Raw genomic sequence first — 13,195 nt, 5'->3', positions numbered from 1 at the left:
AGCTTTATCAAAAATAAATCTCAACATTTGTGGGATATTCATTCAAACGTATCAGCTTGTATCCTGTATTGTTGAGAGGCACTAGATGGATTTTATTAGACATGTACCGGCACTATTCTCATTAGTGGCTGGGGTTGTAATTGTTGAGTGCGCCGTTGTTATCTTAGGCTTATTCACCAAACGACTGACTCAATTCTTTACACAGAACTAATCCTAACCGATAGAGTTAAGTCATAGAAACGCTGCTTCACAGATTCCCTTAATCACTTAGCTCTATTATTTTCCCGCCTGCAATCCTCCTAAGTCGCGATAAAAGCCACAATAAAGCCATCGATTTTCAGCTTACGAATTTACTCACACAAGCACAGCGCCTATATTTAAAGGAGTATTAATCCTTAAGCTTTTTAGGCTATATAAGATAAGGAAAGGTAATACTTGGATAACTTCACAAAGGAGCAAGCATTGTTTCAACTATTCGCCTTGAATTAGATTGCTAAAAAACGCTCTGAGTTGATCAAATTCTTGTACTGATTGGAATAACAGGAGGATGTTATGCGAAGCCAGCAGATCCTTTGTCCAACCGACTTTTCGGAGACAGCATCACACGCCATAAGCTATGCAATCGAGATGGCGAACTTTTATGAAGTCGGGATCTGTCTACTACACGTAGTCGATAAACCCTTTGGCGATAAATACACTCGAGTGCTCGCGGTGACACCCGAAGAACTTATAGAGAGGATGGAAAGAGAAGCCGCTGAAAAAATGCAGCAATTTATCAGCTCATTTGATGTCTACTTTCCATTTGAAAGTCGAATTTGCCATGGTCGCCCTGTGGAGCAGATATTAGCGACTGAAAAAAATATCAATGCCGGTATGATTGTAATGGCAAGCCACGGACGCACTGGACTCGCTCACTTTCTCAACGCCAATACGGCAGAAGAAATTGTTAACAAAGCCCATTGTCCTGTACTCGTGGTTAAGTAAAAATATTAACCTATTGAAACAAGAAAACCCGAGACTGAAACAGCGCTCGGATTTCTACATCGCCCACAGGCAGACTTCAAAAACTCTAACAACAAGTATTAATCCTTGTTTAGCACCGCGTCAAAACTAGCACTAATGATTTCAAGCCCTCTGTCTACCAGTTCATCTGGCGCGGTAAGGGGGACTAAAATACGCAGTACATTGCCATAAGTACCACATGACAACAGGATAAGCCCTCTATCTCGCGCTTCTTTCAATATTTGCGCGCAATACTCAGGTGCAGGTTCACCATTTTGCATCAGCTCCACAGCTATCATGGCACCAAGGCCGCGCACATCTACAATCTGCTCATGCCTGCGCGCCATCCCTTTCAGTGACTCTTTTAGTTTAAAGCCCAAAGCATTGGCTCGCTCAAGCAATTGCTCCTGCTCAAATACGTCAATCACAGCAAGCGCAGCAGCACAAGCTAACGGGTTGCCACCATAAGTACCGCCTAAACCACCAGCACCAATAGCGTCCATCACTTCGGCGCGACCAGTAATACCTGAAAGCGGAAAACCACCCGCTATAGATTTGGCAAAAGTAGTGATATCTGCAGCGACGCCCATCTGCTCCATAGCAAAGAAAGTACCTGTGCGTCCCGCGCCAGTCTGTACTTCATCGGCAATCAGCATGATACCGTGCTGATCACATAGCAAACGTAACCGCTGCATAAATTCAACCGAGGTATGGTAGAAGCCGCCCTCACCTTGTACTGGCTCGATAATGATAGCTGCAATATCGTCCGGCTCAGCATCATTTTTGAAAATACGCTCTATCGATGCTATTGCATCGTCATCACTTATGCCGTGTAGTGCACAGGGAAACTCAGCTCTAAATACATTGGCCGACATCAAGCCCATGCCTTTGCTATAAGGTGCAACCTTGCCCGTTAACGCCAACGCAGCCATGGTTCGACCATGGTAGCCCGAGGTAAACGCTATAACCCCGCTGCGTTTGGTATAAGCCCGCGCCACTTTAACGGCGTTTTCTACTGCCTCAGAGCCACTGGTAAATAACGCTGTTTTCTTTGCGAAATTACCCGGTACGAGATGGTTCAACTTTTCACATACCTGAATATAGTTCTCATAACCCAGCACCATAAAGCAAGTGTGAGAAAACAACTCGAGTTGCTCAGCAACGGCTGCTTTAACTTTGTTGTGCAGGTGGCCGGTATTAAGCACCGCAATACCACCAGCAAAGTCGATGAACTCGCGCCCTTCCACATCCCATACCCTAGCGTTATCCGCACGCTGAGTATAGATAGGATGAATTTGCCCTACGCCATTAGCGACCGCAGCTTGGCGGCGTACCATAAGTGACTCATTGGTTGTCATGATCAATTCCTTTTTACTGACTTCAGTTGAATGTTAACGACTAAACCGACATGCAGATGTACTTCATCTCTAAATACTCTTCGATACCACACTTAGCGCCTTCACGACCGAGTCCCGATGATTTGATCCCACCAAATGGCGCGACTTCAGTAGAGATAAGGCCTGTATTAACACCGACCATACCGTATTCAAGTGCTTCAGAGACTTTCCATACTAACGAGATATCTCGACCATAAAAGTAAGCTGCTAAACCAAACTCAGTGTCATTGGCCTGCTCAATCACATCATCAACATCTGAGAACTTGAATAGCGCAGCTAAAGGGCCAAAAGTTTCCTCTTTAGCGACTAACATGCGCTTATCCACCTCAGTGATAACTGTTGGCTCAAAGAAGTTCTCTCCTAAATCTGCACGTTTGCCACCACAACGCAACGTGGCTCCTTTGGCCAAGGCATCATCCAGATGTCTTTGTACTTTAGCCACCGCATCACTGTTAATAAGTGGTCCTGTTGTCACGTCAGCTTCGGTGCCTACACCCAACTTGAGCTTAGTTACCGCTTGGGCTAGCTTCTCGGCAAATTCATCGTAGACACCGTCTTGCACATAGATACGATTAGCACACACGCAAGTCTGACCAGCGTTGCGATACTTAGCAATCATCGCCCCTTCAACTGCCGCATCAATATCTGCATCGTTAAACACAATAAAGGGCGCATTGCCCCCAAGCTCCAGTGACATCTTTTTAAGTGTCGGTGCGCATTGCTCCATTAACTTTATTCCTACCGGTGTTGAACCTGTGAAAGAAAGCTTACGAACCACAGGGTTGCTACAAAGCTCATTGCCAATAGCAACAGCGTCACCAGTAACGACACTGAAAACACCTGCGGGGATCCCCGCTCTCTCTGCCAACTCAGCTAAAGCCAATGCGGTAAAAGGGGTTTGCGGCGCAGGCTTAACCACCATGGTGCAGCCTGCTGCCAGCGCAGGTGCTGCTTTACGGGTGATCATTGCCGCAGGAAAATTCCACGGTGTAATTGCAGCTGTAACACCAACACTCTGCTTAATCACTAAAAGGCGCTTATCGCCTTGATGACCTGGGATGGTATCGCCATATACGCGTTTCGCTTCTTCTGCAAACCATTCAATAAATGATGCAGCATAAGCCACTTCACCTTTAGCTTCAGCCAATGGCTTACCTTGCTCTGTCGTCATCATTAATGCCAAATCATCTTGATGTTGCAGTAATAACTCAAACCAACGCTTTAGCTTTACAGCACGCTCTTTTGCAGTCAGTGCACGCCAAGCTGGTAATGCCTTTTCCGCTGCACTGATTGCCATTTGTGTTTCTGCTGTGCCCATCATTGGGACACTAGCAATCACTTCATTAGTCGCAGGATTGGCTATCTCCACTTTGGCGCCACTTAAGGCGTCAAGCCACTGACCATCTATATAACATTGTTGGCGTAGTAAGCTCATATCATTCAACTGCACAGGTTACTCCTTCATTTAATTTGGCGCTTTATAGCCGACAGACTAATTGGCTTCGACTCCCTAAAGCTGGGTCGAGTTCATCACTAGCGATATAAATTTACACCCCTAATTTGTCGCGCATACTGTAATACCAAGCACCAATTGCGCTAAAAGGCACCCTAAACATATGCCCGCCAGGGAATGGATAATGCGGTAAACCAGCAAAAGCGTCGAATCGTGTCGCTTGACCATTTATAGCCTCAGCTAAGATCTTACCTGCCAAATGCGTATAAGTGACGCCATGGCCACTGCAGCCTTGAGAGTAATAGATATTGCTACCAATTCGACCAACCTGAGGTAAGCGCGATAATGTGAGCAAAAAATTGCCAGTCCAAGTGTAATCAATCTTCACATCTTTAAGTTGTGGGAAAGTCTTAAGCATCTTAGGGCCGATAATCGACTTAATATCTGCAGGATCTCTGGCGCCATACACTACGCCACCACCATAAATAAGACGGTTATCCCCAGATAACCGAAAGTAATCGAGTAGGTAATTACAATCTTCGACACAATAGTTTTGTGGCAGTAGACTTTTAGCGAGCGCCTCACCTAATGGCTCGGTGGTGATAACCTGAGTACCACAAGGCATAGATTTAGCCTGTAGTTTTGGCATCAAGTCGCCAAGGTAAGCATTACCCGCAACCACTACAAACTTAGACTTAACCGTGCCATGACTGGTATGTACTATGGGGTTTTCGCCTTCTTCAACCTTGATCACCGCCGAACCTTCAAATATCTGGCCACCCAATGATTCAACAGCTTGTGCCTCGCCTAACGCTAGATTAAGTGGATGAATATGGCCGCCACTCTTATCAAGTAGACCACCAACATAAGATTCGGTGTCGACGACCTTACGAATGTCATTCTTGTCTAGCAGCTCTAGGTGGTTCATATGACCATGCTTTTCCCACAAGGCTTTTTGCGCTTGCAAATGCCCCATCTGCTTTTCATTTAACGCCGCGAATACCCCGCCATCACGTAGATCACATTGGATGTTATAGGTGTTGATCCGCTCTTTAATTATGCGGGCCCCCTCAAAAGCCATTTCACCAAATAATTTCCCCGCTTCTGTACCGACTGTTTTCTCAATAGAATCTATATCGCGACTAAAGCTATTAACTATCTGGCCCCCATTACGTCCTGATGCGCCCCAACCAATTCTTGCAGCTTCAAGTACAGTGACTTTATAACCCATTTCAAGTAAATGCAGTGCGGTTGATAAGCCGGTGTAGCCGGCTCCAATAATGCAAACATCGGTTTCAATATTGTCCTGAAGCATCGCTCGTTCAGCTTTATCGTTTGCTGAGGCCGCATAATATGATTCAGTATGAGGGGTTTTAGTCATGGTTTCCGCCTGTCTTTCATTGGTTATTATTGACATAACTTCTGTCCTTTTATTCTTTACTCATTGTTCTTTAGCTCAATCTGTTAGTTGTTAAGCGGCGACACTTTTGACCTCGCTAAGTGAGAGTTCAGGCTCTTAGTCATAAACAAATTGAGATAGATCTATAACGCAGGTGTATGTGAAAGCAGACTAGCTGCTTTCACATCATCAAAGTGCAGTGGCTATGCTGAGCTCGCGCGTTGCTTAATATCTGCGCGGCGAGCAAAGTACCAAGAGATAAATGCAATAAGCGACACGATAAGAATAATTAAGGTCGCCAGCGCATTAATCTTAGGTGATACCCCCATACGCACCGAGGAGAACACCACCATAGGCAAAGTCGTCGCCCCCGGTCCCGATGCAAAACTGGCTATAACGAGATCATCAAGCGATAAGCTAAAAGACAATAACCAACCAGCTACCAGCGCTGGAGAGATCATAGGAACGGTAATAGCAAAAAACGTTTTAAATGGTGTAGCGCCTAGGTCTTGAGCCGCTTCTTCAACTGAACGATCGATTTCACGTAATCGAGATGAAACAACAACAGCAACATAAGCCGCACAAAACGTCGAGTGCGCAATCCAAACCGTCAACATCCCCCGTTCTGCAGGCCAGCCGAATAAGTCAGCCATATGCACAAACAGCAGTAACAGAGAAAGACCGGTAATCACCTCTGGCATCACCAACGGGGCAGTGATCATATTCGATAACGTTAACTTGCCCCAACCTCGGGCAAATCGCGTCATGACAAAGGCTGCCATGGTGCCGATAATCACCGCCATGGTGGAAGCATAAAAAGCAACCAGTAAACTAGTCCAAACCGCATCGAGGATCTGCTGATCGCGAAACAGCTCACCGTACCATTTAGTGGAAAACCCTGCCCATACGGTCACCAACTTAGATTCATTAAAAGAATAAAACACCAAAATAAACATAGGTGCGTACAGGAAGAACATCCCAGCCCAAAGCATAATGGTAGAAAAATTTAACTTCTTCATGCTGTTTTCTCCATCTCTTTAGCCTGATAACGGTGGAATAAAGTGATTGGGATAATCAATAACCCTAGCATCACAATGGCAAGTGCCGAAGCCACAGGCCAGTCACGATTGTTAAAAAACTCTTGCCATAACACCTTACCAATCATCAGTGAATCGGGACCACCAAGCAGCTCAGGGATCACAAACTCCCCTACGACCGGAATAAATACCAACATGGAACCGGCAATAACTCCGCCTTTTGATAACGGCAGCGTCACCTTCCAGAAGGTATTTAAACTACGTGAACCTAAGTCTGCCGCCGCTTCTAACAAGCTAGCATCGAGCTGAGACAAATTTGCGTATAGCGGTAAAATCATAAACGGCAAATAGCTGTAAATAATGCCAATATAAACCGCAGTATTAGTATTAAGAATTTGCAGAGGTTCAGAAATGAGGCCACTCCACATCAACAGGTTGTTGATCACCCCATTGTTACTCAGTATGCCCATCCAAGCATAAACTCTAATCAAAAAGGAGGTCCAAGAGGGCAACATTACCAATAAAATCAGCATAGTTTGATTACGTTTTGGAGCACGAGCAATGGCATAAGCCATCGGGTAACCAATCAGTAAGCAACCTATGGTTGAGATCGTCGCCATTTTTAGCGAGCCAAGGTAAGCGTTGTAGTATATTGAATCATCAAGGATCAGCAGATAATTCCCCAAGTTCAGCATGATTTGCAATGACTCTTCCGCATACTGAAATAATGGCTCATAAGGTGGAATCGAGATAATAGGTGTTGAAAAGCTGATCTTAAGTACGATTGCGAAAGGTAAAGCAAAGAACATTAATAGCCAAAAGTATGGAACGCCTATTGTCCAGCATTGGCCTTTGGGTAATCGAAATTTTAGCGGCTTTTTCATGATCGTATCCTTATGATCTCAAGACCACTCCGCTGGTGGCCTCCCAACTAATGAAAACAGCCTCTTCCCAAGTTGGAGGATCTGAACGACGTTCACGATTGGTCATAATCGTTTGAATAAGTTGTTTGTTAGGTAATCGAATGTAATACACCGAAATACCACCAAGGTAAGCAATATCCTCAACCACACCGCTAGACCAGTTATACTCACCTGTTGGTTGCTCCCTTGTAATACGGGTCTTCTCAGGTCGAACCGCTAACCAAACACACTTATCATCCACATTGGTAGATACGCCATGATCAATAAATAACTTTTGCGATAAACCTTGGCTTTCGATAATGACGTGATCGGCCTTATCTTCAACTATCTCGCCTTCAAATAAGTTTACGCTGCCGATAAACTCAGCCACCATGCGACTATTAGGGCTTTCATAGATATCCGTTGGAGTGCCAGTTTGTGCAATCCAGCCTTCATTCATGATGGATATGCGACCAGCCATGGTCATTGCTTCTTCTTGATCATGGGTCACCATTACGCAAGTCACATCAACGGCTTCCAAGATATCCACTACCTCAAGTTGCATTTGAGTACGCAACTTCTTATCCAATGCTCCCATCGGCTCATCGAGCAGCAATAACTTAGGACGCTTGGCAAGCGAACGAGCCAAGGCAACACGTTGACGCTGACCGCCTGACAGTTGGTTAGGCTTACGCTTGGCATAGCTTTCCATATGCACCAGTTTCAGCATCTCCTGCACACGAGATTCTATTTCAGCTTTAGGTAACTTATCCTGCTTTAGACCAAAGGCAATATTTTGTGCCACTGTCATATGAGGAAACAAAGCATAAGACTGAAACATCATATTGATAGGACGTTCATGAGGAGGCATATCGGTAATATCTTCACCATCTAGAAAGATGCGTCCCTCAGATGGTTTCTCAAAGCCTGCCAGCATACGTAACAGCGTCGACTTCCCCGAGCCTGAACCACCTAGCAGAGCAAAAATCTCCCCTTTTTTGATATTGAGCGTGACATCATCTACTGCACGCACTTCATCGAATAGTTTACTCACTCCGTCTATCTGAAGTAGCACTTCGCCCTGCGTCTTTTTAATAGAGTTATTAGTGACGTCTAAGGTACTTGCCATATTACTTCTCCACCTAAAGGCATTAAACAATGCTCTTTTTATAAATTCACCTACAACAAACTAGCTCTGCATTATGTTCAGTTCCTAAAAGGGCAAGGCATTGCCTTGCCCTAACGGCTTAATAACCTGACTTCACTTTGCTCCACACACGGGTCAATGTGCGCTGTGATTTCATAGGACGAACATCACCTACATACAAGCGATCGAGAACCTCTTTGGTCGGGTAAATAGAGGTGTTAGTACGCACATCTTCATCGACTAAAGGTCGAGCAGGTACGTTAGGGTTGGCATAAGCCACGTAATTTGTGATTGGCGCTATAACCTCTGGACGCAGTAGATAATTAATAAAGGTATGAGCGTTTTTCACATTAGCTGCATCAGCAGGAATGGCTATCATGTCAAACCATAGGTTTGATCCTTCTTTAGGGATTGAATACTCGATGGTATTACCATTTTCTGCTTCATCGGCGCGATCTGCTGCTTGGAAAATATCGCCAGAATAGCCAAAGGCTACACAGATATCGCCATTTGCTAAATCAGTGATATAACGCGATGAATGGAAATAGGTGATGTAAGGGCGCACTTTCGCTAACACCTCACCGGCTTTCTTAAAGTCATCAGCTTTAGTGCTGTTTGGATCAAGTCCAAGATAAATAAGTGCCATTGGGATCATCTCATCAGCGCTATCTAACATTGATAGGCCACATTGAGATACTTTTTCAGCATACTTAGGATTAAATAGCAGTTCTAATGAATCAACAGGTGCATCATCTCCCAATACTGCTTTAACTTTGTCTACGTTATAACCAATTCCGTTTGTGCCCCAAAGATAAGGAACAGAATATTGATTACCTGGATCTGCAACCTCTAATTGAGTCATCAACTCAGGGCTTAAATTTTTATGATTTGGTAATAGATTAGAATCTAACTTTTGAAAAGCACCCGCTTTAATTTGTTTAGCCAAGAAACTATTTGATGGAACGACAATATCGTATCCAGAACGGCCAGAAAGTAATTTAGCCTCAACGACTTCATTGCTATCAAATACATCATAGATAACACGAATACCTGTCTCTTTTTGAAAATTATCTAAGGTATCTTCAGCAATATAATCAGACCAGTTATACACTCTAACGACTTCTTCAGCATAAGTTGTCGACGAGGCCATTACACTTGCTGTGACGAGGGCAAGTGTGGTCGCTTTTTTTAATAGTTTCATGCTTTCTCCTATATAGCGTAGCAGCAGGAAATCCGCCTCTGCTGTCCATTCAATGTGTTGCCGTATTCTCGGCTTTAAACCTATCAATGTCAGAAGTCGCTCAACTCTACGAACACTTGTTTGTATTGATTGGTTTTCGTTTTTATTATTCACCAATGCTACACCCGAAAAACCGCATCGGCAGTGTGGTACTGCTTTACAGTTTTCATATAGATAACACTCTTAAAAATGTTATCTGTATGAATAACTCCTTTTACATATTGCAATCACTTTTATATACAGCGCTGTCTCCCCAAAGCCACCGCTGCCATATTTTTTATACCGTCAGTAGCAAAAATTCACGCTCCCAAGAGCTAATTACACGGCGATAATTTTCTAAATCAGCCTGCTTTACTGCGATATATCCATTAGTAAAGATATCCCCCAAATACTCTCGACACGCCGAGCTTTCGGCCATTATTGCCAAGGCTTCCTCAAGGGTTAAAGGCAATGCCGCCCCTCCACGAGTCTCATTCGCACGTCCTTGAACTGGTGTCGATGGTTTTACATCATCTACCATGCCCATATAGCCACAAAGTAAACTTGCAGCAATCGACAAGTAACTATTCGCATCAGCACCTGCAATACGGTTTTCAATACGTAAGTTTTGTGGCGAAGATTCCGGAATACGTAACCCACAAGTACGGTTCTCTTCACCCCACTCAAGGTTTACAGGCGCTGAAGCACCAGGCAGGAAACGACGGAACGAGTTAACGTTTGGCGCAAATAGAGGCAACAACTCAGGAATAAACTTTTGCAAACCACCGATATAGCTATAAAACAGTGGGCTCTTAGTACCGTCATCATTGGAAAATATATTTTTACCTGACTTCACATCAACAATACTTTGGTGCAAATGCATTGCACTGCCCGGTTCATTCGTTACAGGCTTAGCCATAAAAGTGGCACAAACATTATGCTTAAGTGCAGCCTCACGCAGCGTACGTTTAAATACAAACACCTGATCAGCTAGCGAAAGCGCATCACCGTGGGAGAAGTTAATCTCCATCTGCGCAGTGCCTTCTTCATGGATCAAGGTATCGATATCTAAGCCCTGCTCTTCACACCAGTCATACATATCCTCAAACAGTGGATCGTATTCATTGGCAGCATCGATAGAGAATGATTGACGTCCTGATTCTTGACGACCAGAACGTCCAACAGGTGGTGTTAGCGGGTGATCAGGATGTTCATTAATGCGGGTTAAATAAAATTCCATCTCAGGAGCGACAACGGGCTTCCAACCTTTGTCTTCATAAAGCCTCAGCACTTTCTTAAGTAAGTTACGTGGAGACAACTCTATCGGGTTCCCCATTTTGTCATAAGTATCATGAATCACCTGAGCTGTAGCTTCTATAGTCCATGGCAATTTAAATACCGCATCTTCATCAGGAACACACACAAAATCAATATCAGCTTCATCCAATAAAGCATCATAAGACTCATCATCAACATAATCGCCTGTTACTGTTTGCAGTAACACACTCTCTGGTAAGCGCATGCCCTTTTCGTCGATAAACTTGTCAACCGGTGCAATCTTGCCACGGGCAATCCCGGTCATATCACAAACGACACACTCAACTTCAGTAATTTTTTGTTCTTTTAAGTAGCTGACTAACTTTTTCATTTTTTATTTCACTCTGCTCGCTGCACGGCGTTGACATGCTTTATTAAAGGCCTCAAAAATTGCGGTATAGAAAGGACTGTCGAGAACTTTCCACTCCGGATGCCACTGCACACCTAGTGCAAAATTTTTTGCTTCTTTGACAGAAAAAGCTTCTATCAAACCATCACTTGAATAAGCTTCTGGCCGCAACCCAAGCCCAAGGCGATTTACACCTTGAGTATGGACAGAGTTCACCTCTGCAGAGCTGCGGCCCCACGCCTCGTGAAGCAGTCCTCCAGGCTCAATTTGAACCTCATGTGAAATACCGTATTGCACGTCTACGGGTTGGCTTTTGTCTTCTCTATGCTCAATAAAACCACCAATCTCATGCAACTTTTGATGTAAGCCCCCCCCAAACACAACATTCATTTCTTGAAAGCCACGACAAATGGCTAATACAGGTACCCCTGCATCAATCGCAGCTTTGAGCAAAGGCAAAGTGGTAGCGTCACGTTTAGGATCATGATGTGTTCCCTCTTCGCTAACAGGACCATCATAGTGATGTGGTTCAATATTTGAGGGAGAACCGGTAAACAAGATCCCATCCAGACGAGATAAAATGACCTCTGCAGGGCAGTGCCCGAGTGCAGGGATAACGAGTGGCCAGGAATGTGTCGCATCCGCTATCGCTAACAGGTACTTCTCACCTACGATATTAAAAGGATGCAAGCCTAATTGCTGATTGCATGCAGTCACACCAACCACTGCAAGTCCTACTTCCGACATAAAACACCTTCAATCCTTGTCTTCGTAATTTTTAGAATTATTTTTAAATAGTTTTTATCTTGATTTACGAAATGTTGAATAATGAACACTTACTCCCCAAATGTTCATTTTTTCACACACTACACTGAAACAATAACTGAGGCAAGGGGGGAGGTGAAATGATTGTTAAAAAACGCAAAAAGATAGATCGAGCCGATAAAAATCAATAGCTTATAGTTGTTATTTTTTATTAAACTTTTCCTAAAGTTAATGAAAATGTGTTTTTTATGCCATAAAAGTATATCAATCCGATTTGATATTGCTCACACTTACATAGAGCGAATGCTTTATATTATTTACATAAGAACATAAAAACAGCATCAGGCAGATAGAGCTAGCGGGTAATGTCACTAAAAGAGGAAAAACTGAATAATGATACTGTTAGCAAGCTAGTTACCGTAAAGAAATCAGTAGACTCTACGGTAAGCTAGCTTTACAAAAGTTAACTAGAATAATTAGAAATTTGCAGGGGTTGTGGCGCTTACTATTCTACATGGCACGTCAAATGGATTACGAAAACGATGAGGTAACTCACTATTAAAGTAGTAACTATCCCCCTCATTCAGCTCGAAAACTTCATCACCGACTGTCAACTCCAACCGGCCTTCAATGACCATAGCCGCCTCTTGACCTTCATGCTTTAACATTTCAATACCAGTGTCCGAACCTGGAGGGTAAGTTTCGCTCATTACTGACATAGCACGATTTGGGAAATCTCGACCAATCAGCTTAAAATCAAGTACGCCATCGCCAATATCAAGTAACTCATCTTGGCGGTATACCACTTTTTGCTCAGTCTCTTGTGTGTCTTCAATAGAAAAAAACTCCACTAAAGACATAGGTAAACCTGAAAGCACCTTTTTAAGTGAGCTAACTGAGGGGCTAACACTATTTTTCTCGATCATCGAGATTGTACTATTGGTGACACCTGCTCGTTTAGCCAACTCTCGCTGGGACAACCCCTTCTCTTTTCGAACCCTTTTCAGGCTTTCTCCAATATCCAAAATCTTTCCCCTAATTGAAGTTATCTTTCTCCGTCTCCAACAACATGTAGAGCGATACAAACCTGTCTCAGTTTGTTTTAAACATGGCCTTTAAAATTCTAGACCATAACTTTTACTGAGCAATTTGTATTCTACAGGAAAGCGTGTTAAAAATAACGAACATCTGTAAATAATTTATTTCTA

General features: G+C 43.7%; 12 protein-coding genes. 2 read left to right on the top strand and 10 right to left on the bottom strand.

Annotated elements, in window-relative coordinates; all coding sequences use genetic code 11:
• The first annotated feature begins 85 nt into the window (after nucleotides 1–85).
• Nucleotides 86–211 carry a hypothetical protein gene (locus tag L884_RS23365; RefSeq protein ID WP_281171811.1) on the top strand — a complete coding sequence of 42 codons (126 nt, stop codon included), beginning with the start codon at nucleotides 86–88 and terminating at the stop codon, nucleotides 209–211.
• Between the two features lie 341 nt (nucleotides 212–552).
• Nucleotides 553–984, top strand: coding sequence for a universal stress protein (locus L884_RS0102160; protein WP_028765948.1), 432 nt, complete (start codon nucleotides 553–555; stop codon nucleotides 982–984).
• A gap of 98 nt (nucleotides 985–1,082) precedes the next feature.
• Here L884_RS0102160 and gabT read toward each other — a convergent pair whose 3' ends face one another.
• From gabT to L884_RS0102110, 10 genes are all read right to left on the bottom strand, one after another.
• Nucleotides 1,083–2,363: a 4-aminobutyrate--2-oxoglutarate transaminase gene (gene gabT, locus L884_RS0102155; RefSeq protein ID WP_028765947.1), complete on the bottom strand. Its 1,281-nt coding sequence runs from the start codon at nucleotides 2,361–2,363 to the stop codon at nucleotides 1,083–1,085.
• 37 nt (nucleotides 2,364–2,400) lie between these two features.
• Nucleotides 2,401–3,849 (bottom strand): NADP-dependent succinate-semialdehyde dehydrogenase, encoded by a 1,449-nt coding sequence (gabD, locus tag L884_RS0102150; RefSeq protein ID WP_028765946.1) that lies wholly within the window; start codon nucleotides 3,847–3,849, stop codon nucleotides 2,401–2,403.
• Between the two features lie 97 nt (nucleotides 3,850–3,946).
• The gene (locus L884_RS0102145; RefSeq protein WP_028765945.1) at nucleotides 3,947–5,233 is read right to left on the bottom strand and encodes an NAD(P)/FAD-dependent oxidoreductase; all 1,287 of its coding nucleotides are present in this window, start codon (nucleotides 5,231–5,233) and stop codon (nucleotides 3,947–3,949) included.
• A gap of 221 nt (nucleotides 5,234–5,454) precedes the next feature.
• The gene (locus tag L884_RS0102140; RefSeq protein WP_028765944.1) at nucleotides 5,455–6,270 is read right to left on the bottom strand and encodes an ABC transporter permease subunit; all 816 of its coding nucleotides are present in this window, start codon (nucleotides 6,268–6,270) and stop codon (nucleotides 5,455–5,457) included.
• On the bottom strand, nucleotides 6,267–7,172 hold the full coding sequence (locus L884_RS0102135) for an ABC transporter permease subunit (protein WP_028765943.1): 906 nt from the start codon (nucleotides 7,170–7,172) through the stop codon (nucleotides 6,267–6,269). Before L884_RS0102135 ends, L884_RS0102140 begins: the two co-directional genes overlap by 4 nt.
• A gap of 10 nt (nucleotides 7,173–7,182) precedes the next feature.
• Nucleotides 7,183–8,319 carry a polyamine ABC transporter ATP-binding protein gene (potA, locus tag L884_RS0102130; protein WP_028765942.1) on the bottom strand — a complete coding sequence of 379 codons (1,137 nt, stop codon included), beginning with the start codon at nucleotides 8,317–8,319 and terminating at the stop codon, nucleotides 7,183–7,185.
• Between the two features lie 118 nt (nucleotides 8,320–8,437).
• The gene (locus L884_RS0102125; protein ID WP_028765941.1) at nucleotides 8,438–9,538 is read right to left on the bottom strand and encodes a polyamine ABC transporter substrate-binding protein; all 1,101 of its coding nucleotides are present in this window, start codon (nucleotides 9,536–9,538) and stop codon (nucleotides 8,438–8,440) included.
• A gap of 316 nt (nucleotides 9,539–9,854) precedes the next feature.
• On the bottom strand, nucleotides 9,855–11,204 hold the full coding sequence (locus L884_RS0102120; protein ID WP_028765940.1) for a glutamine synthetase family protein: 1,350 nt from the start codon (nucleotides 11,202–11,204) through the stop codon (nucleotides 9,855–9,857).
• Between the two features lie 3 nt (nucleotides 11,205–11,207).
• A complete protein-coding gene (locus tag L884_RS0102115) occupies nucleotides 11,208–11,969 on the bottom strand; it encodes a gamma-glutamyl-gamma-aminobutyrate hydrolase family protein (protein WP_028765939.1) in 762 nt (253 codons plus the stop codon).
• Between the two features lie 494 nt (nucleotides 11,970–12,463).
• Nucleotides 12,464–13,012, bottom strand: coding sequence for a cupin domain-containing protein (locus L884_RS0102110; RefSeq protein WP_028765938.1), 549 nt, complete (start codon nucleotides 13,010–13,012; stop codon nucleotides 12,464–12,466).
• Nucleotides 13,013–13,195: the final 183 nt, after the last annotated feature.

Origin of the sequence: Shewanella fidelis ATCC BAA-318 (genome assembly GCF_000518605.1) — a bacterium.
Taxonomy (GTDB): domain Bacteria; phylum Pseudomonadota; class Gammaproteobacteria; order Enterobacterales; family Shewanellaceae; genus Shewanella; species Shewanella fidelis.
This window is presented reverse-complemented; position numbering and strand designations above follow the sequence as displayed.

Coding starts and splice junctions, on each gene's coding strand:
- L884_RS23365 (WP_281171811.1), top strand. CDS start 86: ATGGATTTTATTAGACATGTACCGGCACTATTCTCATTAGTGGCTGGG.
- L884_RS0102160 (WP_028765948.1), top strand. CDS start 553: ATGCGAAGCCAGCAGATCCTTTGTCCAACCGACTTTTCGGAGACAGCA.
- L884_RS0102145 (WP_028765945.1), bottom strand. CDS start 5,233: ATGACTAAAACCCCTCATACTGAATCATATTATGCGGCCTCAGCAAAC.
- L884_RS0102140 (WP_028765944.1), bottom strand. CDS start 6,270: ATGAAGAAGTTAAATTTTTCTACCATTATGCTTTGGGCTGGGATGTTC.
- L884_RS0102135 (WP_028765943.1), bottom strand. CDS start 7,172: ATGAAAAAGCCGCTAAAATTTCGATTACCCAAAGGCCAATGCTGGACA.
- potA (WP_028765942.1), bottom strand. CDS start 8,319: ATGGCAAGTACCTTAGACGTCACTAATAACTCTATTAAAAAGACGCAG.
- L884_RS0102125 (WP_028765941.1), bottom strand. CDS start 9,538: ATGAAACTATTAAAAAAAGCGACCACACTTGCCCTCGTCACAGCAAGT.
- L884_RS0102120 (WP_028765940.1), bottom strand. CDS start 11,204: ATGAAAAAGTTAGTCAGCTACTTAAAAGAACAAAAAATTACTGAAGTT.
- L884_RS0102115 (WP_028765939.1), bottom strand. CDS start 11,969: ATGTCGGAAGTAGGACTTGCAGTGGTTGGTGTGACTGCATGCAATCAG.